General features: G+C 60.0%; 17 protein-coding genes and 4 pseudogenes. 9 read left to right on the forward strand and 12 right to left on the reverse strand.

Annotated features, from left to right (window positions below; all coding sequences use genetic code 11):
• Positions 1 to 67: 67 nt before the first annotated feature.
• The 3 genes and pseudogenes from LJE91_06875 to LJE91_06885 form a co-directional block, all read right to left on the reverse strand.
• Positions 68 to 230 (reverse strand): annotated as a pseudogene (locus LJE91_06875) (transposase).
• Positions 231 to 254: 24 nt separating this feature from the next.
• Positions 255 to 704, reverse strand: coding sequence for a type II toxin-antitoxin system VapC family toxin (locus LJE91_06880; GenBank protein ID MCG6868449.1), 450 nt, complete (start codon positions 702 to 704; stop codon positions 255 to 257).
• Positions 688 to 948: an AbrB/MazE/SpoVT family DNA-binding domain-containing protein gene (locus LJE91_06885; GenBank protein ID MCG6868450.1), complete on the reverse strand. Its 261-nt coding sequence runs from the start codon at positions 946 to 948 to the stop codon at positions 688 to 690. Before LJE91_06885 ends, LJE91_06880 begins: the two co-directional genes overlap by 17 nt.
• 93 nt (positions 949 to 1,041) lie before the next feature.
• Here LJE91_06885 and LJE91_06890 point away from each other — a divergent pair.
• Positions 1,042 to 1,235 (forward strand): annotated as a pseudogene (locus LJE91_06890) (permease).
• Between the two features lie 1,519 nt (positions 1,236 to 2,754).
• Here LJE91_06890 and LJE91_06895 read toward each other — a convergent pair.
• The 3 genes and pseudogenes from LJE91_06895 to LJE91_06905 all read right to left on the reverse strand — a co-directional run bounded on the left by LJE91_06895 (position 2,755) and on the right by LJE91_06905 (position 5,716).
• Entirely contained in the window at positions 2,755 to 4,092 is a 1,338-nt protein-coding gene (locus tag LJE91_06895; protein ID MCG6868451.1) for a hypothetical protein, read from the reverse strand.
• A 12-nt stretch (positions 4,093 to 4,104) separates the two neighbouring features.
• Positions 4,105 to 4,935 carry a hypothetical protein gene (locus LJE91_06900; GenBank protein MCG6868452.1) on the reverse strand — a complete coding sequence of 277 codons (831 nt, stop codon included), beginning with the start codon at positions 4,933 to 4,935 and terminating at the stop codon, positions 4,105 to 4,107.
• Between the two features lie 412 nt (positions 4,936 to 5,347).
• A pseudogene (locus LJE91_06905) lies at positions 5,348 to 5,716 on the reverse strand (IS4 family transposase).
• Positions 5,717 to 6,125: 409 nt separating this feature from the next.
• Here LJE91_06905 and LJE91_06910 point away from each other — a divergent pair.
• Together LJE91_06910 and LJE91_06915 are read left to right on the forward strand one after the other, a co-directional pair.
• A complete protein-coding gene (locus LJE91_06910; GenBank protein MCG6868453.1) occupies positions 6,126 to 6,656 on the forward strand; it encodes a carboxymuconolactone decarboxylase family protein in 531 nt (176 codons plus the stop codon).
• Between the two features lie 301 nt (positions 6,657 to 6,957).
• A pseudogene (locus LJE91_06915) lies at positions 6,958 to 7,269 on the forward strand (IS21 family transposase).
• Positions 7,270 to 7,284: 15 nt separating this feature from the next.
• Here LJE91_06915 and pepN read toward each other — a convergent pair.
• The gene (gene pepN, locus LJE91_06920; protein MCG6868454.1) at positions 7,285 to 9,942 is read right to left on the reverse strand and encodes an aminopeptidase N; all 2,658 of its coding nucleotides are present in this window, start codon (positions 9,940 to 9,942) and stop codon (positions 7,285 to 7,287) included.
• A 75-nt stretch (positions 9,943 to 10,017) separates the two neighbouring features.
• On the opposite strand from pepN, the gene LJE91_06925 reads away from it, so the two are divergent.
• From LJE91_06925 to LJE91_06945, 5 genes are all read left to right on the forward strand, one after another.
• On the forward strand, positions 10,018 to 10,845 hold the full coding sequence (locus tag LJE91_06925; GenBank protein MCG6868455.1) for a sulfurtransferase: 828 nt from the start codon (positions 10,018 to 10,020) through the stop codon (positions 10,843 to 10,845).
• 58 nt (positions 10,846 to 10,903) lie between these two features.
• The gene (locus LJE91_06930) at positions 10,904 to 11,704 is read left to right on the forward strand and encodes a TatD family hydrolase (protein ID MCG6868456.1); all 801 of its coding nucleotides are present in this window, start codon (positions 10,904 to 10,906) and stop codon (positions 11,702 to 11,704) included.
• Positions 11,705 to 11,757: 53 nt separating this feature from the next.
• On the forward strand, positions 11,758 to 11,979 hold the full coding sequence (locus LJE91_06935; GenBank protein MCG6868457.1) for an acetyltransferase: 222 nt from the start codon (positions 11,758 to 11,760) through the stop codon (positions 11,977 to 11,979).
• A gap of 168 nt (positions 11,980 to 12,147) precedes the next feature.
• Positions 12,148 to 12,471 carry a BolA/IbaG family iron-sulfur metabolism protein gene (locus LJE91_06940; protein MCG6868458.1) on the forward strand — a complete coding sequence of 108 codons (324 nt, stop codon included), beginning with the start codon at positions 12,148 to 12,150 and terminating at the stop codon, positions 12,469 to 12,471.
• Between the two features lie 68 nt (positions 12,472 to 12,539).
• Positions 12,540 to 12,746, forward strand: a complete 207-nt coding sequence (locus LJE91_06945) for a DUF465 domain-containing protein (GenBank protein ID MCG6868459.1) — start codon at positions 12,540 to 12,542, stop codon at positions 12,744 to 12,746.
• Between the two features lie 6 nt (positions 12,747 to 12,752).
• On the opposite strand, the gene LJE91_06950 is transcribed toward LJE91_06945, so the two are convergent.
• The 5 genes from LJE91_06950 to LJE91_06970 all read right to left on the reverse strand — a co-directional run bounded on the left by LJE91_06950 (position 12,753) and on the right by LJE91_06970 (position 17,383).
• On the reverse strand, positions 12,753 to 13,028 hold the full coding sequence (locus LJE91_06950; protein ID MCG6868460.1) for a cupin domain-containing protein: 276 nt from the start codon (positions 13,026 to 13,028) through the stop codon (positions 12,753 to 12,755).
• A gap of 46 nt (positions 13,029 to 13,074) precedes the next feature.
• The gene (locus LJE91_06955; GenBank protein ID MCG6868461.1) at positions 13,075 to 13,455 is read right to left on the reverse strand and encodes a hypothetical protein; all 381 of its coding nucleotides are present in this window, start codon (positions 13,453 to 13,455) and stop codon (positions 13,075 to 13,077) included.
• Positions 13,456 to 13,492: 37 nt separating this feature from the next.
• Complete coding sequence (locus tag LJE91_06960; GenBank protein MCG6868462.1) at positions 13,493 to 15,739, reverse strand: EAL domain-containing protein; 2,247 nt, start codon at positions 15,737 to 15,739, stop codon at positions 13,493 to 13,495.
• A 242-nt stretch (positions 15,740 to 15,981) separates the two neighbouring features.
• Positions 15,982 to 16,191 carry a hypothetical protein gene (locus LJE91_06965; GenBank protein ID MCG6868463.1) on the reverse strand — a complete coding sequence of 70 codons (210 nt, stop codon included), beginning with the start codon at positions 16,189 to 16,191 and terminating at the stop codon, positions 15,982 to 15,984.
• 547 nt (positions 16,192 to 16,738) lie between these two features.
• Complete coding sequence (locus LJE91_06970; protein ID MCG6868464.1) at positions 16,739 to 17,383, reverse strand: Crp/Fnr family transcriptional regulator; 645 nt, start codon at positions 17,381 to 17,383, stop codon at positions 16,739 to 16,741.
• Positions 17,384 to 17,583: 200 nt separating this feature from the next.
• On the opposite strand from LJE91_06970, the gene LJE91_06975 reads away from it, so the two are divergent.
• Positions 17,584 to 20,937, forward strand: a complete 3,354-nt coding sequence (locus LJE91_06975; GenBank protein MCG6868465.1) for an AAA family ATPase — start codon at positions 17,584 to 17,586, stop codon at positions 20,935 to 20,937.
• The last annotated feature ends 709 nt before the right edge of the window (positions 20,938 to 21,646 follow it).

Genomic DNA, 21,646 nt, shown 5'->3' on the forward strand with positions numbered 1-21,646 from the left:
CCTGGCTGGGCGTTCGTCGAACTGCGAAGTGACATCGGGTCACTTCGGTTTCGGCTCACCCATCGGGTTGGCCGATATACACCCCAGCGAGGAACAGCATGTGGAAGTGGCGTTCCACATAAGATGTTGAGGTTGACCGCCGAGCCGAACCGCTGGATCAGGGTTACCGCCCCGGTGCGGGCCGTCTTGCGCGTGAATCCGGCCTTATTGACCAGATGGCTAACGAGGACGGCGTCGCCGATGGCGTTGGCGCATTAGTCGGCCTCCGGTTCCGAGATGGGCTTGCCGTTCGGGACCATGACCCGCGTAACCCCGGCGAGCCGCCTGGCGCGGCGGGCGAATCTGCGATCATCGAAGGTGTACAGGGCCGAGCAATGGGCGCTGCCGACCAGATGCAGGGCGTCGGCGAAGTCCACGCCCCGGGCGGCGAGGGGCAGTGCGATGGCGACTCGCTCGGCCTCTTCCGTGTTGATGTGCGCAAGGCCCAGCAGGTGCTCGAAGACCCTGATTATCCGGCTCGCATCAAAGCCGTAGAAGGCGCGCAGCACCCATTCGAGCTCCAAGATCACGGTGAGTGGCACGAACAGACTAGGACTCCCGGTCATGACCCGGCGGGCGATCGGGCGCTGCTTGGCCGCCTCCGGATCCCCCGGATCATCGACGTAGAAGCGAGCGAGGATGTTGGTATCAAGGGCGATCGTCATCCTGGCTCCGCATGGCCTGGGCGACATCGAAATCCGCCAACCGGCGTTCCCCGGGGAGATCGCAGCGCAAGAGTCCGTATCCGTCTTCTGCCCGCGACGGAGGGATCGACTTGCAGAGACGGATGCGGATCCCGTCGCCCTCCAACTCGAAATCCAGCTTACTACCGGGGGCAATGCCCAACCGGCGGCGGATGGCGGCTGGGATAACGACTTGACCCTTGTCGGAAACAGTGACTGTCGACATTGCGGCGCGTCTCCTCTTACCAAGTAAGAGCGAGTATACGCGGATCGCCTGTCGAGGCAACTGGGAGCTCAAGTGTCATTGGAGGTCCTCTTCGCCGCCGGCGTTTACCAGATCGGCGAGGCGCTGCTGGGCAAGGCGGTGGCCCTGGGCACGACCCTGGCCCTGATGATGAGCATGGCGGCCCTGTCCCTGCGGGGATGCTGATCCTGCGCAAGGCGATTCGCGGGCCGGCACTGGCGCTCTACGCCTCGGTGCTAACGGTGGCCTTCATCTCGGTGGGGCTCGGAGAGGTCGTGGCGCGGGGGCTCGAGCTGAACCCGAAGGCGCTCGCCGAGGCCAGCGTGGCCGTAGTCATCCCTTTCAGGGCGCATTCATCGCAGGACGACACGCCGACAAAGGGCGTGCTCAAGGTGCTCAAGGTGCTCAAGGTGCTCAAGGTGCTCAAGGTGCTCAAGCCCGGTGTCGAGGAGGCCTTGGAAGTTTCGCTTAGGCGTCAACAGGGTAGGTCTGCACTACAAACGAAATTCCTCTCTCCTTGCGTCATCGATCAACCACTTATGGATCTCAGGACATCGAAAATGGTGGAATTGCGTGGTGAGTTGCGGAAGTCGTGCTCGGCCCGCCGTCGATGGCGGCGCAGGGGGCTTCCCCTTGCGTTCCTCCCTTGGCATCGGGGTGACAGGTTCCCACGTTCCACACAAGAGCCTGAACCGCGTTCTCGCCGCCTTCATGCCGGACGCCGCCTGGGCAGTAGACAGGTTGCCCCCAGACTGATCCCGGGGTAACCACTTCCCCCCGGTTTCGACGCCGTTCCTACGCTTTCGACACCTCATCAACGGTTCACTTGCGTTCGACTCCACGGTCCGTACCTGACCGGGTCTCGCCCGGCCTTTTCCCAGCTCGCGCAACACCACCTCTCTTGAAGGCGGCAGCAGTGGGCGTTTTGAAGCCTCTGCCTGCACGGCGGCTTCGAGGGGCCTACCCTCATCTCTTCTGCAGCATGGCTGCACCGAGGGCTTGCGCCCGCCAGAGTGCGCCTTCGTGGCGCACAGTCGTCGACAAAGCGCTGGACAGGCTGCTGCCGGCCAAGCTACCCTGCTTTCACTGGTTAACAGGCCTGATGGATGACGCGATGCTGTCGGCCGGCATTCAGTTCAGTGAGGATCTACTCTTTGATTTCGAAAGAGCGTGCTGACCATCGAGGGGCTGATTGCCCATATCTCCTCGGATACCTCCTTCGACTACGTTTTACCCGCCTCGGCGGCTCGGCAGCTCTACCGCGAGGGGTTCAGCCGTGCCTCTGCCCCCTCCTCTCCCGCGATTTTCCCACACGTCTGTCCAATCTGGACCTGCTGTCGCTGTACTGGGGAGCGCCTGCCACCGCCACGCGATGCGGGAAGCGCTTCTTGGACCAGCGGATCTCAGGGAGTGCGCACTGAGTTTGCAGGCGCATGCGCGTGTCAGTGCACACAAACGGGCGTAGTTTGTTTCGCAGTTTCCGCTGATACATGAGGTAGGCGGCAATCAATGTCGCAACGCCAACTGCCTGTCCGGGCTACCCTTCGCATCCGCCTGCGAAGTCCACGGCAACGGGCCTTGACTCGAGGTGGCGGGACCGGGTTCCCATCTACCTGCCTGGCCGGGTGTCGGCAACTCACGGAGCCCCCCGTGGACTGGAACCGGGTCGCAGCCCTGATCATCGCCCTCGGGCGGGCGGTCCGGCGCCGGCTGCGGCTGGCACGCTCCAGGGCGAAATTGATGGTCGGTGCCGCCGGCGACCTCACCCGTACGCGATCGGCTGCCGCCCTACGGCTTTCTTGGCCAGCGTGCCTTGGCACGTTCCAGAAAGGGCGGCTCGACCCGCTTGGGTGCGCCGGATACGATCGCCTCGAACGCGGCCATGAATCCCTTCTTGCGAAAGTGCCACTCCCGCACATCGGCAACCACCGCTTCCCAGTCGGCATCGAGCCCGGCCTTGGTGTAGCACTTCTTGGCATGCTCGATGTTGTCGAGCGCCGCGTCGTAGTACTTGCTCTTACCAGTATTGACGATGCGCATGCAAAGCGCGCGGTACACCCTGGCTGCAACATCAGGCTGGGAGCGCTCCAGCTTGCGTGCCAATGGCCCGGCCCTGTAGTGGCTGAGATCTTCCAGTTCCTCGTCCGTAGCCCTGCGCAATCGCGATACGAGCCGCTCGCTCTCCTTTTTCTCGAGCCAGAGCTCGATCTGAGAGGAAAGATCGCCCTTCTCAGATGCCTCCATGGCCTTTTGGTGCCAGGCCTTCTTCTCTTTGACCGGCACGTAGCGCATCAACTCTTTGTATGTAAACGTTGAGGGGTGTTTCTCAAATTCGGACCAGGCCGATTGCAACGCGTCTCCCGGTTGGCCGATCTTGGCTAGTAGCGCCCGCTTCATCTCGTGAAGCTCGTGTTCTCCATAGGACTTTCGGCTGTTTGACCGTGCGATCTCCAAGCCGCGCTCAACCCAGGTAAGCGCTTCATCAGGACGTCTCCGGCTTCGGTACATTTCGGCGATGGCCTTGCAGTTCTTGGCCTCGAGCTCGGTCTGCTCGCAAAGCGAGACGTAAGCGTCAACGTCGCGCTGGCCGGCGAGCAGGGTCTTCAGCGCACCGCCCCATTTCCGGCGTGCGTATCCGGGAAGCCCCTTCTCCTTCTCACCCTGGGCCAGAGCGGATTCGAACTTGGACCGAATCTGCTGCACGAACGACTTCAGCCCCTTCTTGTCGAGTACTTTGACAGCCTCGCGATCAAGGTCATGACAGAATCCGTACGGGTCGTCCGCCATCCATGCAACCAGCGACCTTGCTGTTTCGTCCCAGTCCGCTTCTGCGGCTTGACGCGCCTTGATCCAACCACGAAAGAGGTCATTGACCAGCATGCCGAAATTGCCGCTCGAGTCGTCAATTTCATCGGCTTTTTCGTGGCAAGCGGCGATAAAGATCTCCAAGAGACGTGCTGCTCGTCCCGGCTCTTTCTTGACGATCTTCTCTATGTCATTCGCAACATCCTGAATATCGTCGACGAACGACCAGGCGGCTTTATAGGAGATGAAGCTGCCGGGACAAAGCGCCGCTTCGATGGCCTGCTCGAGCGGATCGATCTGTTTGCGCTTTCTGGTGCTCACGGTACTCCTCTCTCATGGGACAAACCCATCGTCATCTTCCTCATCGAAGTCATCGCCCAATAGTCCCTTGGCCATAGCCATGGCTTCATAGGCTGCCTCGACGATGTCCTCATCGTCGGTGTCAGTCAGATCAGCCAAAAAGACCCCAGATTCCTGTGGGCGAATGCTGACCACAGCGTCGATTGCGGCCAGAAGCAGCGCTTTGTCGATCTTTGGCGCGCTGAGCAGTCTTGATACCTGTGACCAGGCCTCATCCAATTCCCAATTGCCGGCCGCACAAACGGCTTGGTAATGGATACGCTGGTTCGTGCTTCCGAGCGCTTCGAGTATCTGATCATCGAAACCACGAACCCAACGCATCGAAAAAACCGCTGTCAGCCTCCAGTCCTCGTCATCACTGGAATAGGCCGCACGGATAGCATCTTGGTGCCAGCCCTGCGGTGCACGAACCGATGCCTCCAAGATGCGCCGACGTACGTTCTTGGGCACATCGGCGTCGAAGTAGAGCTTGCGCAGTGAATCCTGGATCCTGTGGAACGTATCCTCCGCGATCGGCACATCATCTGGATCCTTAAACCCGTCGGTGTCTGCGTGCTCGAGAACCGGTCCCAGGGATATTGCAGCCTTGCCGCGCAGCTTATCTGATTCTTCGCCGCTCTGGAGAATGGACAGCAAGACATCAACGAGATTGTCGTTGATCACGGTGACGTCGCCGGCCAGCTCCGCAGCGAGGTTGCGGTCGGAGATATCGGATCGATCATCTGCGAGGCTGGCTAAGAGCATTTTGCTGGCGCCCACCGGCCAGTCCCAAGGAGGAGTCTCATTCAATATCTTCAGGTCCATTTGTCCCTCGCTAGTTGCGTCGTTTAGCAGCTATTCGTTTCCACGATTCTCCCAGGCTGACTTGGGGCCAACCTGGCACCCTCTTTTCACACCCTTCAGTTTTCCGACCGTACGGGTCGAGGCCTCATTTGGTCTTGTATTTTACCCAGCTCTTGTCCAGATCTTTGAACTCGGCATCCATGATGACCCCATTGCTCTTCACGGCAAACAGGGCCGTTCGAATGGAAACGCCCGAGATGGCCGATCTCGACATCTCGCCGCACTTGGTACATCGTATTTTGGCGGATGGATACCTCTCTCCTGTCGGATCTGTTTTCGCTTCTGCATCATATGCTCGCAGAGATCGGCAAGCTCTTTCCAATCAGCGAGCAATAGGGTCAGACTCTAAACCTGCCGCCTTAAGAAAAAGCCTCTACGGATTAACAAGTTGACATGCCTCATGGCGAGGTATCGTCAACAGAGGGTAAGGCTCGGGTCGGCGTTTGATTGCACGAGGTTGGTTTTTGCGTTGTTGCTGGGCGATGGGTGTTGAGGCCATCGCTTTCAGTAACGCTTGAGAGAATGACTTCAGCGCCTTGACGCAAACGTATATCAGTTGCGTGGAAGCCTGGGTAAGTAGCTGTACTGCCGATTTAAAGCCGAGCAGGCGCGGTATTTTTCCGAATTGTTTTGCCGCTCGTGCCATACTGGCTCGAACCGGATTGTACGCCAGGAAATGAATAACGATTTCCTTTTCGACCCTGTCCGGGCTCTTGCAGCGCAACATCTCCATGCCCATGTTGCTTTGATGCTGCGTAGATGTTCAGTGCCGTGTGATTATATACTCAGAAAAAGTTGTCCTTTGTTTCGGGCCTTTACGATAATTTTTGGATTAAAAATCGATAGAGTCAAACTCGGTCGTTTATGCTAGCAAACCCTTCCTCGTTTTATTAAGTAGCCCCTCGATCGAGTTGGAAACTCCCAGTCGGAGCATTCCTCAAAGGACTATCAACGGCAACCGAGATGGTGATAACATTCTGTTTGTAGTCTTGCTGATGCCACCTCGCGAATAAATTTAGTACAATGCCCATGAGTTCGAACCTATAACAAGAAACCTCAAGACCTCGATTCACCTCAAACTTCGGTGCATTCAGCATAAGTACGCATAGGGTGAGCACCAGGTTTTACCAAGCAACCCGGAGGAGACAAATATGGCTTATATTCAACTATCCGAATTCGAAGACATGTCGCTACGGATCCAGGAGAAGGCCAGACCCATACTCGAAAAGGTAGGGACGCTGGGTGACATATTTAAACTGCTCGCAGTTCGAGAGGATGTCTATTTCGCTACCGATGGAATGGTACAAGCCTATCTCCTAGCCGAAACGGAGCTTCCCTATTCAACGAAAGAAAGGATCGCGTTACTGATCTCCCTGGAAAACAGCTGTGACATGTGCGTGGACGTCCATAAGGGAATCGCCAAGATGCTGGGTATGAGCGAGAACCAGATCAGTGAAGTTCTCGGTGGTATAGATAACATCCAGACCGAAGCCAACGAGAAGGTGCTGCTAAAGTTCTGTGTACGCGCCTCACAAAAAGATAACTACAAGATGCTACAGGCCGATGTCGACGAGGTCAGGGAAGCAGGCTACAGCGACTCACAGATACTTGAGGCGGTCGCCATCACCGGATACTTCAATTACATCAACACGCTTTCAAATGTGTTCGGCTTAGGAAGGTAAGGTATAAGGTATAAGCAATACAAAAGCGCTCCCGGACAATGCGCGAAGTCAATTTCGGCCCCTTCCTCTCGCGCGCCGCACCTCATTTGATCTGAATCTTGAAGGGATCCATTATCACGGAGGGTCTTTCTCCGTCATTTCTGGTGCTGTTGCGACCCATTCTCCCCCGACTCCCACCTTCGGGCCACAAGACTGCATATTCCGGCCCAAGATGAACACGCATTCTGGTTCAACGTAAATCCTTTCCAACGCATTGTTTTTCAACCTGTTTCGTATGCTCTCTCGCTTTTTAGGAGAGCCCATACCAGCGAAGAGGATCACAATGCGCAAGATTCGAGACGTTCTACGATTACGGCTGGCCGTCCGGCTGTCGATTCGCCAGATCAAAGCCAGCACCAAGGTCAGTGTCGGCGCCATCCAGCAGCTGCTGGTCAAAGCCGATGAACTGGAGCTCAGTTGGCCGCTGCCGCCTGAGTTGGATGACAACCAGCTGGCCCGGCCGCTCTATCCCGGGGCCGATACCACCGCCTCTTGCCGCCACCAGGTGCCTGACTGGTCGGCGATCCATCAGGAACCCAAGCGCAAAGGGATGACCAAGCAACTGCTGTGGGAGGCCGCACGGGACCCGTCAGTTTGCCGCCAGGCTCTTGGTCACCACCTCAACCGTATCTCGGGACAACATGGCGGTATCGCGGATACGCTCAAGTTCCGCCCGCATCAGATCACGACGCTGCGTATCGAATTTGCCCCAACGTGAGAAGACCTTGGCCAGTCTCGCCGCTACCTGGGGATTCAGTGGGTCGATTTCGACGACGCGATCGGTAAGAAACCGGTATCCGGCGCCGTCCACCCGATGAAAATTGACCGGGTTCCCGCTGGCGAAGGCCCCGATAAGCGAGCGCACCTTGTTGGGATTCCGGATGGTGAACAGTTCGTGCGACATCAACCCCCGCACCGTCTTCAGGGTGTCGGGAAGCGCGGAGACAGCCTGAAGCGAAAACCACTTGTCCATCACCAGGGTATCCCGGGCCCAGCGTTCCTCGAACGCCTTCAGGGCCTCGGCACGCTCGACGCCGTCCCGGTCGTTGAGCGCCGAAAGGGCGCCCATCATGTCGGTCATGTTGTCGCTGCCCTGAAACTGCTCGAGTGCCGCCCGCGCATGATCCGGATCCTCGAGGCAGTTGAGATACCCCAGGCAGAGATTACCCAGGCGCCGCCGGCCCGAGTCCGCCGCGTTGAACCGGTACGGTCCCCGCGATGCGCATCGCTCCCGGGTCTCCCGCAACGACGCCTCCATCACCCCGGCCAGTTCACGCCGTAACGCCAGTCTTGCAGCGTGAATGGCGTCCACATCGATGACATCGACGAGTTCCCAGAGATAAGTTTCCCCGGGCAGGGAAAGGATCTCCGAGATCATCGCCGGATCGAGGTCGCGGTCGTCCAGCACCCTTCCGAAGGCTTGCGGAATCGCCGAATCGACGGTGAACGGCTCGCCCGAGGCATGCTGCGCCATCAACTGCATGATCTGGTTGATGGCGAGCTTCTGTCCGGCGTCCCAGCGGTTGAACGGGTCGCTGTCGTGGGCGAGCTGGAAGGCGAGCTCCTCGTCCGCGGCCGGGTAGTCGAGCGCGACCGGCGCCGAGAAGTCCCTGAGCAGCGACGGCACCGGACGCTCGGGTACTTCAAGAAAGGTGAAGGTCTCGCGCTCCTCGCGAACACTCAGCGTGACGCTTGTCTTCTCGGGACCGCCGGTCGGCTCGCCTTCGAGAATCAGGGACAGATCGGCGCCGTCGGGACCAAGCAGGCCGACGGTCAGCGGTATGTGTAACGGCAGCTTGCCTTCTTCACCGGGTGTGGGCGGTCTATGCTGTCGGACATCCAGCGTATAGCGGCGTGTCTCAGGGTCCCAGGTAACGGTGACGCCCAACCGCGGCGTGCCCGCCTGGTCGTACCACCGCTTGAATCGCGACAGGTCGGCCGAATTCGCGTCCGCCATCGCGGCAAAAAAATCGTCCGTCGTGACCGCTTGCCCGTCGTGGCGCTCGAAATACAGGTCCATCCCCTTGCGAAATCCGTCCCGCCCGAGCAGGGTCTGGTACATGCGTACCACCTCGGCGCCCTTCTCGTAGACGGTGACGGTGTAGAAGTTGTTGATCTCGATGTAGGACTGCGGGCGAACCGGGTGCGCCATCGGCCCGGCGTCCTCGACGAACTGGTGGGCGCGCAGGAGTCTGACGTCACCGATGCGCTTGACCGGCCGGGAGTGCATGTCAGCGGTGAATTCCTGGTCGCGAAAGACCGTCAGGCCCTCCTTCAGGCTCAACTGGAACCAGTCCCTGCAGGTGACCCGATTGCCCGTCCAGTTGTGGAAGTACTCGTGTGCGATCACCCCCTCGATCGCCATGTAGTCCGCATCGGTGGCGGTCTCGGGGCGCGCCAGCACATACTTGGAGTTGAAGACGTTCAACCCCTTGTTCTCCATCGCGCCCATGTTGAAGTCGTCGACGGCCACGATCATGTAGACGTCCAGATCGTATTCCAGGCCGAAGCGTTCCTCGTCCCAGCGCATCGCCTTCTCGAGTGAAGCCAGGGCGTGGTCACATTTGTCGGCGTTGTGGGCCTGCACATAGACGCGCAACGCCACCGCGCGCCCGGACCCCGTGCGATACATCGCCTCGCGGGAGACCAGATCTCCGGCAACCAGGGCGAACAGATAGCAGGGTTTGGGAAACGGATCCCGCCATCGGACCGAATGCCGGCCCCCTCCCGCGTCATTGTGCTCCAGCAGATTTCCGTTGGAAAGCAGGACCGGGTAACGATCGCGGTCCGCGACGATGGTCGTGGTAAACACCGACATGACATCGGGTCGGTCCAGGAACCAGGTGATCTTGCGGAACCCCTCCGCCTCGCACTGAGTGCAGAAATTTCCGCCGGACTTGTAGAGGCCCTCGAGTGCGGTGTTCTCCTGCGGTTTCAGCCGACACACCGTCTGCAGCTCGAACCGGTCCGCAACGCCCGGCAGTGTGAGTGCGTCCGCTTCCAGCGTGTATCCGGCATCATCCAGTGCTCGCCCGTCCAGGCTGACCGAGACCAGCTCGAGTTGCTCGCCATTCAGGGTCAGCGACTCCGGGCGCACCATGGCCCGCGGGTTGCGTCTGACCGAGAGCGTAGCGCGCACCTCACTGAATTCCTCATGCAGATCGAAATGCAGATCCACGGTGTCGATGAGGAATGGCGGCGGTGTGTAGTCCTTGAGTCTGATCGCCCTGGGGCTGCCTTTTTTCATGTCGGACCGGCTTGTGTTGCAGTGGATGACGTCACCGAACGATAATACCGCCCACCGTTCCAGCACGCCATGTTCATGGAATTCGTCAATATTGCCGCCTACCGTTTCGTTGAACTCGACGATCCGTATGCCTGCCGGGCATCGTTGCTGGATCGGGGCACCACACTGGACCTGCGTGGCACCGTTTTGCTCAGCCGGGAAGGCATCAACCTGATGCTGTGCGGCGCCAGGACGTCCATCGAGGCAATGAAGACCTCAATCGGCCGATACCCCGCCTTCTCCGGGATGGAATACAAAGAGAGCCTGTCCGGATTCATGCCATTCGACAGAATGAAGGTGCGGATCCGGGAAGAGATCATCTCCCTGGGGCACGACCATATCCGTCCCGGGGAGTTCACTGGCCCCAGGATTGCACCGGAAACCTTACGCCGCTGGCTGGACGCGGGCCGCGACTTGACCCTGCTCGACACGCGCAACGACTACGAAACCGTGCTCGGCTCCTTCGAAGGGGCGTCGACGCTCGATATCGGCAGTTTCCGCGATTTCCCGGAAGCAGTGGGCCGGCTGGATCCTGCCACACGATCAACCCCGCTGGTCATGTTCTGCACCGGCGGTGTCCGTTGCGAGAAGGCCTCCCCCCTGCTGTTGCGCATGGGATTCGCCGAGGTCTACCAGCTCGACGGCGGGATACTGAACTACTTCCGGCGATGCCGCGGCGCACACTGGCGGGGCGAATGCTTCGTATTCGACCAGCGCATTGGCCTTACACCGGACCTGCGGCCCACCCGAACGCGTCTCTGCGCCACCTGCCAAGGCTCCCTCGCCCCGGATGCCGACTGCCCGCAATGCGCTCCCGATGGCTGGGCTGCGGGCACGGTCCCCGAAAACTTGTCCGTGAGATGAAGGGGAGTGGAAACCCTGCCGGGCTCAGTAGCGTCGGGTCGGCAGGGGGCTCGGGCGAATGACCACCGGTCTGGTCGATATCTGTTTCAATTTCACGCACGGCTCGTTTCGCAAGGACGAGGCGGAGGTGCTCGCCCGAGCCGTGGCCGCCGGGGTGGAGACCCTCATGGTCACTGGCTCCAGTGTCGAGGAAAGTGCCTGTTGCATCGAGCTGGCCGAACGGTACCCCGAACACCTCTACGCGACCGCCGGCGTACACCCGCATCTGTCCGTCGACTGGAACGGGGACAGTGAAGATACCTTGAGGGAACTCGCGGGACACGACAAGGTCATGGCAATCGGTGAAGCGGGGCTGGACTACAACCGGGACTACTCCCCCCGCAGCGCACAGCGCCACGCCTTCGAGCGGCAGGCCGCCCTGGCGGCCGAACTTCGGATGCCGTTCTTTCTGCACCAGCGGGACGCCCATGATCACTTCATTGGAATACTCCGGGAACATCGTGACGCCCTCGGAAACGTCGTCGTGCACTGCTTCACCGGCTCGGCGGAAGAACTGGCGGACTATCTGGACGCGGATCTCCACATCGGCATCACCGGGTGGATATGCGACGAGCGCCGGGGCTCGCACCTGCACGATCTGGTCGGGATGATCCCGCTCGACAGATTGATGATCGAGACAGACGCCCCCTACCTGCTGCCGCGCGACCTGAAGCCACCGCCGCGCAGCCGGCGAAACGAACCCGCCTTTCTGCCGCATGTCCTGCGGGCACTGGCGGGTCACCTGAACAAATCGCCCGCCGAAATTGCCGCTTCAACCACGGCCACGGCCAGGGCTTTCTACGGACTTCCGGCGAATTGAATTTCTGACCCGCTGTACCATACTCTAGATAGGAGACAGCTAAGGAGGCAGCTATGTTTCTCAAAGAATACGGTGGCAAGCATCTGATCGAGGTCCTTGGATTCGACGAACTGATCGATCCGATGAAGCGATCGTTTACCGGCCGTCTCAATGTCGGAGAAGAGATGCCGGATGCGGATTCGTTCAGCAAGTCCAAGGTTTGCTTCCCTTCCGGAGAGGCTCTACCGAAGTGCTGGACGGACGTGCATTACCGTGACGACGAACTGAGGCACTGATTTTCGCCGATTGTGGGGCGACAGAAAGATCCACGCGTCAATCCGGATCCAGCCGGGCATTCCCTGACAGCAGGCATTCGCCCTGGACAGCGGGTTTCCGAACGGAAATTCGGACTGCTTATGTGCGTTATAATGCCAGTTTGCTATCGAACCCAAGCAGGCTGACAAATGACACTAGAGCAAACCATCGAGCAGAAAATCGCAGAAGGACTGAAACCGGTACACCTTGTGGTCGAGAACGAAAGTCACATGCACAACGTGCCTGCCGGCTCGGAGTCTCACTTCAAGGTGACCGTCGTCGCCGAACAGTTCGAGGGGAAGCTCCCCCTGGCACGACACCGGATACTGAACGCGCTGCTCTCGGAGGAACTGGCCGGGCGTGTGCATGCCTTGTCCATGCACACGCTGACGCCTGCGGAGTGGGAAGAGAGAGGCGGCGTGGTTCCGGATTCACCGCTCTGCCGTGGCGGTGCGAAGGCCGGAGGTGCCTGACGAATCCAGCGGAGCACCGCTGCGGGAACCCCAACGGTCGTCAACACAGAGCACAGGCTATACCGGTAATGGACAGTGGCGAGGACCCGCTTATCCGACAGAGAATCGCCGAGTTGCTGATCGAGCATCGCGACTTGGACGACGCGATTCAGGTCATGGAAAGCCGGCCCTACGTCGATCAGCTTCAGTTGCGTCGTCTGAAGAAACGCAAACTGCTGCTCAAGGACAGCATCTCCAAGCTGGAAAGTCAGCTGATACCCGATATGGACGCCTGAGTTGCCCTAGTCCAGCGAGTAATGCTTGACCACGGGCTGCCGGATCTCCCAGGTGCAGCGCATACCCGCCGGAAAGGTAACAAGGTCCCCCGCGACCAGGGTCACGGGTTCTCCCCCAACCGGCGATACCAGGACCTCCCCCTCGACGAAATAGCAGGTTTCCCGGGCATCGTAACGCCATTCGAAGGTGGAGGCGCCCTTTTCCCAGACGGGCCAGTCGTAGACGCCCATGACCTCGAGCTTTGCCGGCGACGGGTTGCGTTCGTACTGGATTCCACTCATCTGACTACCCAAGATGTCTACCCGACCACGGGGCATTGCCTCGTCGTCACGGCGGCGCCTCGCCGACGGCCGCAGCCAGCCTGTCCTCGTCGACCGGGAAGCGCAAGGCGGCGGAAAAATCGAAACGTTCCCTGACCCGGTCGAACTGATGCACCAGTTCCTCCTCGTAGAACACGATGACCCGGGTGCCGGGTATTCTCTGTATCGCTGCCATCAGCGATTCGAGGTTGCTGACCCGGTCCCGGAAACCCGACTGATAGTTGAACTCGGCAATGACGACGTCGACGGGGGTCTTCTTGAGGAACGAAAGCGCCCGCCGCATGGAGCCCTCCACCCGAACCTCGTAGCCGAGGCGGCGATACAGGGGAGAGAAATCAGGGTAGCCCCCGAGTTCGACGATGCTGAGCAGAAGTCTCTTCGCCGCCATTCGTTGCTTCACAGCGATCGCCCCGCCTTTCGATGAATCAGGTCCGATATTCTACCGGACCCACCGGCAGCGGTTCGGGACGCCCCACCTCGTGTCCCTGCGCATAGTCAACACCGATCTCCGTGACGATCTCCAGGATCCGCCGGTTTTCGACATACTCGGCGATCGTAACCATACCAAGCACGTGACCGATCTGGTTCACCGCCTCGACCATTGCCCGGTCTATGGGGTCCTCGTCGATGTTGCGCACGAACTGCCCGTCGATCTTGAGATAATCCACCGGGAGGTTTTTCAGATAGGCGAGGGATGACATCCCCTTGCCGAAATCGTCCAGCGCGAACCGGCAACCCAGGCCCCTGAGATCGCTGATCAGATTCCCCGCCCTGCGGAGATTGGCGATCGCGGTGGTTTCCGTGATCTCGAAGCAAACCCGGGGCGCCAGCCCGTCGACGCGCGCGAGCTGGGTACGAATAAACCCGGCAGAGCTGTCGTCGTTGATCGTGTGACCCGACAGGTTGACGGCGCAGGACTCAGTCGCTTCCAGTTCCGCCGGATTCTTCTCGAACCAGGCGACCAGGGACTTCAACACGCTGCGATCGATGTCACCCATGAGCTTGAATCGCTCTGCCGCGGAGAGAAACCTTTCGGCGGAGACGAGTTTACCGTCCTCCCCCTCGAGGCGAAGGAGGATCTCGTAGTGCTTTCCCGCCGACGCTTTCGGCCCCAGCGGCTGCAGATACTGCCGGGTCAGCAGAAAACTGTCGTGCTGCAGCGCTTCATGCAACGGGCCAATCCATTTCATCTGTGAACTTCGCGCCATCAACAGCGAGTCGTCCGGATGGTAGATATGCACCTGGTTGCGCCCCGCCTGCTTGGCTGCGAAGCAGGCCTCGCCCGCCGCGCTGAGTGCCTGCGTCATGTTGAACTCATGTCGCGACAGGGGAACGATGCCGATGTTGGCGGACATCTTGATGCTGCGGTCCTCCCACTGGAAGGAGTGGGACGACACCCGCTCGTGCATGTCCTCGGCAAGCTGCCGAGCGCGCGTGACCGGACAGTCCGTCAACAGGATCGCGAACTCGTCGCCACCGACACGCGCCACGGCATCGGTGGTTCTTGAGAAGGCCTTCAGCAGATGTCCGAGCTGCCGTAGCGTTTCGTCCCCGACTCCGTGTCCGTAGGTATCGTTCACCAGTTTGAACTGGTCGATGTCGAGCAGGCACAGGACATGCTCGTGCCCAGGTTCGGCGAGTGAACCCTCGAGCGTCCGCTCGAACTCGCTACGGTTCAGCAACCCGGTCAGGGCGTCGTGGGTTACGTGGTAGGAAAGCTGCATCTCGAGCTCATGTTCGGAACTGACATCGTGGAATACGATGATCGCCCCGTCGACTCTCCCGCTCGGCGCCCGGATCGGGGATGCGGAATGGCTGACCTGGTGCTCCACCCCGGCCCGACCCACCAGGATGCCGTTTCCCTTGGCCGTAGCGACTCCCTTCCGCAGACAGGGTTCCAGCAGGCCGGAAACCGGACGCCGAGTTTTCTCGTCAAACAGTGAAAAGACATCACCCAGCGGTCGACCGCGCGCCTGCTCGGTGCTCCAGCCCGTCAGGGCACCTGCCGCGGGATTGAGGAACTGTATGCGTCCTTCCGCATCGGCCGCGATGACACCATCGGCGATGGACTGCAACATACCCAGCGCCCTGTCCTTTTCCTCCGACAGGTTCCTGGTGTCACGTTCCATGGACCGAGCGCGAACGAGTAACTCTTCCCTGACCGCATAGTTGGCTCCATAGCCAAGCCATAGGAGCAGAAAGCTGTAAAAAAGCGCCGCGACCGCCAAACACACGCCGCCCGGTACCGAATCCCCCGGATCGTGAAGATCGGGGAACGGAGAGGAAGAGAGGTACAACCCGGCTATGCCCGCCACACAGACACCGGTGACGAGGGTCAACGCCAGGGCTTGGCGTCGATCAAGGACGAGGTAGCCGATAAGGGAGACAGGGAAGAACCAGAAGATCGCCCCAACGTTACCGCCGGACAGGTAGATGTTGACGTAGATCGACAGGAGCAACAGCCCCGAGGAGATGACCCACCCGGGATTCACGGTCAGTCTATACGGTCTGAGCGCATAGAGGTTCGGAGAAAGTGCGAGGACCAGCGAGGCGAGGACGAAAATAAAGGCAGCCGGGATGAGGTCGATCCCCTGGATCCAGATGCAGATACCGAACAGCAGCGTGACAACCGGAAGGGACAGGCAGGCGACGACGACGGCGCGAACGCGCATCCCTTCAGCAATGCCATCATTGCCGCTACTCGCGGCACCAGGCCGGCCTAGAACACTCAGCGAAGCACCTTTCACCTTGACCTGATTGTTCTTGTCCGCGGATCTTCGCCTGGAAAATGTGCCGGAAGCCCTGTCGCCGGCTCGGACTTCACTCGGTCACGTGATTTCAGAAAACCCCTACCCTTCTCCAGTGCTGTCGCGCTATCGAGAACTGATCGGATCTGGACAATTCCACCTTTCCGTCAGGAGACGCGTCTTCTGCTCAACAGCACGATGCCCACGAGAGCGGCGAGGACGGCAATCACGTGCCGCGATACGAGCGAAGATCCCGATTCGCCGCCCTCCCCTGCACCCGACATGGCCGGCATCGCTTCCTGCCCGGTTGCTTCGTTACCGTCCAATGCCGATGGTACGGATGGCATCGCGACCGAATTCATCGCTACCCGATTCATGACCGGTTCCACGGTTCTGTCGCCGAACGCCTCACTTGCAGGCCGGGCCTGTGCTATCCGTCGATCGTCTCCACAAAGACTCCCGCCCTCAACACACGCCTGCCTGATTTCCTTCCCGGCGTCCGCTGGAACCGAAGACTCGCTGGATCCCCCCGTGCCCCAACACAAGATGCCGAGGCACAACGCAGCGCCTATCAGTCCATTGCCAATCGCCGTGCACATACCGCCAATCCCTGTTCTGAAGTAAATCCGAATCCGTTCCAGAGCTTACAGACCACCTCCGGGACAGACCACCGCCGGGTTTACCTGGTCATCCGGCCCGTTCCTGAACCGAAGCCCTGCCGGCAGATCCGCTTCCCGGGGAAGCCGGAGGCAGCCACCCACTGCTGCCTCCGGGAAGGAACCGGTCAGCCTGTCAGACCAACCCCTGTCGTATAAGTATACAAAAACATCGGCCTTTGTGGCCGGACAAATCCACAACACCGCACATTCCATTCTGACTGTACCGCGGCAAATCGCCAGTTCGCGAGGTCGCAGACCGTGTCGCTCACCAGCCCGGAGGCAACTTTCCCCTGATGGTAATGATCCGGTTTTCGGTACGGATGTACCCTCCCGTAGTCAGGTCCTTCATGATCCGGCTGACCATCTCACGCGACGCCCCGACCATGTCGGCAATGTCCTGATGCGTCAAACGCTGTTCCACCACGAGCGTTCCTTCCTTTTCCTTCGCCAGTCTGAACAGGGTCTTCGCCACCCTGCCGTAGACGTCGTTCAGCGCCAGGTTCTTGGCCAGGTCGGTCAACTCTCTGATACGACGGGTCATCCCCCTGAGCAGCTTCATGGCGATATCGGGAGACTCGGACAGACAGGACATGAACTCGGCCCTGGACACGAACGCCAGTCGCGCCGGGGTGAGTGTCACGACCGAAGCGGACCTGGGGACATCGTCGATCAGCGCCAGTTCTCCGAACAGTTCTCCAGGGCCCTGCAGGTTCAGGATGGCCTCCTTACCCTTCTCGTCGCTGACGAACACCTTCACGCGTCCTTCGAGGATGACATACATGAAATTGCTGGTGTCACCCTCGTTGATCAGCATGGTCCCCTTTGGAAACGACTTCGCGTTACCGTGCCTGGCAACCCCGTCGATATCCTCAGGGGAAAGGCCCCCGAACATCGAACCTCCGTTATCCATACCGTTACCCCCAGCCATCGAAGCCCCTACGATTGTATATAATTATAAGGTTCGTAGTGTCTCCCACTCTCCGCCGCGAGGCACGTCAGCGCGGACCGAACGCAAGGTGACCATCGGCCGGCGTTGATGCAAGCGGGACAACCACGCGACTGTCATCCCGCCTGTCAGCGCGTCAACGACCGAGAGTATCAGCCGCCGAAATGAGGTGCCCGGAATGTCAGCACGACAACCTGCCCAACCGTAGATTCTGTGCCCGATGCGGTACGGGGTTCCCGGTCATCTGTCCGTGCTGCGAATTTCGCAACGAATCGTCCGCCCGATATTGCGGTGGATGCGGAACCCCGCTCGTCCCCGCGAAACACGACCGAATCGAGGATGCGCTGCCGGTTCCCGACCGTCGGCAACTGACCGTCATGTTCTGCGACCTAGTCGGTTCGACCGCGCTATCGGCCCGACTGGATCCTGAGGACTTGCGCGACCTCATTCACCGCTACCGAAGAATCTGTACCCGATACCTACGACACTACGACGGCTTCGTTTCCCAGTTTCTGGGAGACGGCGTGCTCGCCTATTTCGGCTATCCCCATGCCCATGAAGACGATGCCGAACGCGCCGCCAGGGCGGGACTGGAGATCGTCGCGCACATCGACGCCCTCGCACAACCTCGCGGCGTCGAGATAAACCCCGCCGTTCGTATCGGGATCGCCACCGGGCTGGTCGTCGCCGGAGATACGGTGAGCGAAGGGGTCTCTTCCCTGCAGGCCGTCGTCGGCGAGACCCCGAACCTGGCCGCGCGGCTGCAGCAGATCGCCCGCCCGAACACGGTGGTCGTATCCGAATCCACCCGACAGCTGCTGCGACGCGCGTTTCGTTGTGAATGCCTGGGCCAGCATACCGTCAAGGGGTTCGACAGGGCGGTTACCGCTCATAGGGTGATCCGCCCCGTTGACGAGAGAAGCCGGTTCGAGGCCCTGCATGGCAAGTCCACGCTTCCCCTGGTCGGGCGCGCGGCGGAACTCGGGCTGCTGCGCACGTGCTGGGAACACACACGCCGCGGCGAGGGACGTGCCGTCCTGGTCGTCGGTGAGCCGGGCATTGGAAAGTCGCGGCTATGCAAGGCCTTCACCGACAGCATCGCGAAGGAGTCCCATCATAGGATAGACATCCAGTGTTCGCCGCATCATTCGAGGAGCGCATTTCACCCGCTGATCGTCCACCTGGAGCGCAATGCGGGCATCACTGTCCAGGACTCGCCGGAACTCAAGCTGCGCAAGATCGATGAACTGTTGCGCAATGTGACGGAGACTCCCGAGCAGGCTCTTCCACTGATCGCCTCACTACTCTCCGTCCCCGTTGGCAACCAGGCGGTGGCCCTCGATGTCAGCGCCTCGCAGATCAAACAGCGAATTCTCTCCGCCCTTGTCGATCAACTGGAGGGCCTGGCCTCCGTGAGCCCGGTCCTGGTCGAGGTCGAAGATCTGCAATGGATAGATCCCACCTCGGAGGAATTGCTCCAACTGGCCCTTGCCCGGTGCAGGGACCTGCCCGTGATGATCGTTGCGACCTCCAGACCCGCGAAGCCACTGCCGGACGCCAGCGAGTCCCACGTCCATCGCATCACGCTGATGCGTCTGAACCAGGCCCAGTGCCGCACGATCGCGGGCAACGTGTCGCACACCGCGAATCTACCCGAGGACATCCTTCGTCGTATCGCACGCAAGACCGACGGTATCCCGCTCTATGTCGAGGAGCTCACCAAGGTGGTGCTGAATGCCGGCACAGAAGACCACGGCGAGAACGACGACGAGTTGGAAACCGAGCTGCTGCGGGCAACCCTCAACGTCCCCGAGTCCCTCAAGGACTCGCTCATGGCGCGACTCGACCAGCTGTCTCACGTCAAGGGCATAGCACAGACTGCCGCGGTCATCGGGCGGGAGTTTTCCCTGGACCTGCTGGCGGAGATCGCGGATATACCGCACGACAGACTCGTGAGCGCCCTGGAAGAACTCATGCGGGCCGAGATTCTTGTCCCCGGTATGAACCTGGATGACGGGACCGAGGAATTCACCTTCAGGCACGCCCTGCTGCAGGAAGCGGCCTATGAAAGCCTGCTTCTGGAAATCAGAAGGGCCCTGCACGCGCGAATCGCCGAAGTCCTGGAGCCCCGATTTCCCGAAACCGCGGCGACAGAACCCGAACTGCTGGCGCACCATTTCTCGGAAGCCGCGCGGATTGGCCCCGCTCTGGACTGGTGGGGACGGGCTGCCCACCGGGCGCTCGAACGATCCGCCAACTTCGAGGCCATCAGCCACGCCGAGCGCGCCCTGCGTCTGTTGTCGAATCTGCCGGAAGGGCGGGGAAAGGACGTTGCAGAACTCGGCTTCCAGCTAGCGCTCGGTGCGGCACACCGCGCCTGTCACGGATTCGCCTCCCAGGAGATGAAGCGAGCATTCGTTCGTGCCGAAGTGTTGTGCGAACAAATCGGGGACAGCGCCACACTGAAGCGGATCGAGGTACTACGCGGCCTGTACAGCTTCTACTACGCGAGGGGAGATCTGGATACCGCCACCACCCTGTCGCTGCGCCTGATCGATCTGGCAATCCGCTTCGACCCGGATTCCGTGGTCATCGGCAAATACATGCTCGGTGGAATGCAGTTCTGGCAGGGAAATTTCCTTGCGGCCCGCGAGACACTGGAAACAGGACACGATGTCTATGATCCTTCACGGATACGGCCGGACAGCCTCTCAGCCCAGTCGGATCCCGGTGCGTTCAACCTCTTCCAGTTAAGCTGGACCCTGTGGATGCTCGGTTATCCGGACCAGGCGATGCAGACCTGCGAAAACGTACTTGCGATGGCGCGCGGGTTGCATCAGCCCTTCACCATGGCCATGGCCCTGTTCTGGGTCTCCGCGACGTACAACGCCTGCGGGAGGCTGGAAGAGTCCATGGAGCTCAACCGCGAAATGCGGGAAATCGCGACCGAGCATCGCCTCGCTTACCTGTTCTCCTGCGCGACGGTTCTCCAAAGCCACCAGCTGATCGCCTCCAAGGACTATACGCGGGGCTTTGAGACGCTTCAAAGGGCCCTGTGCGACTTCCGCCACCAGGGGGCCGCCGTCGGCGTACCGTGGTCGTTGTCCATGGCGATCGAGGCATCGACCTGTCTCGGCGATTTCGATACCGCCGGCGAGATGTTGCGTCAAGCCAGAGAGGCGATCGAACGCTCGGGAGAACGCCATTGGGAAGCCGAAATCGACCGTCTCGAAGGTGAATTTCTCCTCTCCATTCCAAACGGAGATCGTGAGCTGGGTGAACGCCGGCTACGCAGGGCCCAGGCCGTTGCTCAACGCCAGGGCGCGCGGTCACTACTCCTGAGATCGACCCTCAGTCTCGCCGAGGTCCTTCAGGCTCGGGGAGAGGAAGAGGCGGCGCTCGGAAAGATACGGGCGGTCTTCGCGGAATTCGACGAGGGTTTCGGTACCGCGGACCTGAAACGCGCCGAATCGATGATCGCCTCGTTGCAGGGAAAAACGACACCGGTCTGCGGGTGATCCCGGCCACACACCGTCAGGTGCCGCCGGGAATGTATCGGCGACAGTGACCTCAGGCGATTGCCGGAAAATGGCATACCAGATCGCGCCGGGTGAGCTGCGAAGCAGTGAACGGCTTGGGCAGGAAGCCCAAGACCGGTGCCCAAGCAAAGCAGGGACAGCGCCGCGCTGGGATCGTTCGTCATCAAGGCGCGACATCAGGCGCATCGTCGAACAATGGAACGATTGATCGCAACACTTAAGGACGGACGATAAGACAGGCAGGAGATGGTATGTCATCTGACAGAAATCGCCTTGTGTCCAATTCAGATTGCATCCGGAATCATCTCCATGGAGCACCAAGGATTACAATCACTCCGTATGTGCCAGGCAAACCAGTCTATGTCTTCACTTACCCCGGGCTTTAAGCTCCGGCTCAACGGAGGAATAAACCGAAAGGGGCAGGAGACTTTTACCTTCCCCTACTTCTGATATATCCTACCCATCCACCTGATTTTGCACGATGAATGAATCGTCGCTGTCCCCACGTACTGAGATCAGCCTTGTTGAAAATCGACCCTGCACCGAAAAACAATCTTGATACCGCCGAGCGTTTGGAAGAAGGTGCGACAAACGATACCGTAACCGGCCTTGCCAATCTATGGGCATCAATCGAATCAAACAAGTTATTGTTTATGCTGGTTTTTCTCGCTATAACTGGAGCTGGGAT

Source organism: Gammaproteobacteria bacterium (genome assembly GCA_022340215.1).
Classification (GTDB): domain Bacteria; phylum Pseudomonadota; class Gammaproteobacteria; order JAJDOJ01; family JAJDOJ01; genus JAJDOJ01.

Coding starts and splice junctions, on each gene's coding strand:
- LJE91_06880 (MCG6868449.1), bottom strand. CDS start 704: ATGACGATCGCCCTTGATACCAACATCCTCGCTCGCTTCTACGTCGAT.
- LJE91_06885 (MCG6868450.1), bottom strand. CDS start 948: ATGTCGACAGTCACTGTTTCCGACAAGGGTCAAGTCGTTATCCCAGCC.
- LJE91_06900 (MCG6868452.1), bottom strand. CDS start 4,935: ATGGACCTGAAGATATTGAATGAGACTCCTCCTTGGGACTGGCCGGTG.
- LJE91_06910 (MCG6868453.1), top strand. CDS start 6,126: ATGGCTTATATTCAACTATCCGAATTCGAAGACATGTCGCTACGGATC.
- pepN (MCG6868454.1), bottom strand. CDS start 9,942: ATGAAAAAAGGCAGCCCCAGGGCGATCAGACTCAAGGACTACACACCG.
- LJE91_06925 (MCG6868455.1), top strand. CDS start 10,018: ATGGAATTCGTCAATATTGCCGCCTACCGTTTCGTTGAACTCGACGAT.
- LJE91_06930 (MCG6868456.1), top strand. CDS start 10,904: ATGACCACCGGTCTGGTCGATATCTGTTTCAATTTCACGCACGGCTCG.
- LJE91_06935 (MCG6868457.1), top strand. CDS start 11,758: ATGTTTCTCAAAGAATACGGTGGCAAGCATCTGATCGAGGTCCTTGGA.
- LJE91_06940 (MCG6868458.1), top strand. CDS start 12,148: ATGACACTAGAGCAAACCATCGAGCAGAAAATCGCAGAAGGACTGAAA.
- LJE91_06945 (MCG6868459.1), top strand. CDS start 12,540: ATGGACAGTGGCGAGGACCCGCTTATCCGACAGAGAATCGCCGAGTTG.
- LJE91_06950 (MCG6868460.1), bottom strand. CDS start 13,028: ATGAGTGGAATCCAGTACGAACGCAACCCGTCGCCGGCAAAGCTCGAG.
- LJE91_06955 (MCG6868461.1), bottom strand. CDS start 13,455: ATGGCGGCGAAGAGACTTCTGCTCAGCATCGTCGAACTCGGGGGCTAC.
- LJE91_06960 (MCG6868462.1), bottom strand. CDS start 15,739: ATGCGCGTTCGCGCCGTCGTCGTCGCCTGCCTGTCCCTTCCGGTTGTC.
- LJE91_06965 (MCG6868463.1), bottom strand. CDS start 16,191: ATGAATCGGGTAGCGATGAATTCGGTCGCGATGCCATCCGTACCATCG.
- LJE91_06970 (MCG6868464.1), bottom strand. CDS start 17,383: ATGGATAACGGAGGTTCGATGTTCGGGGGCCTTTCCCCTGAGGATATC.
- LJE91_06975 (MCG6868465.1), top strand. CDS start 17,584: ATGAGGTGCCCGGAATGTCAGCACGACAACCTGCCCAACCGTAGATTC.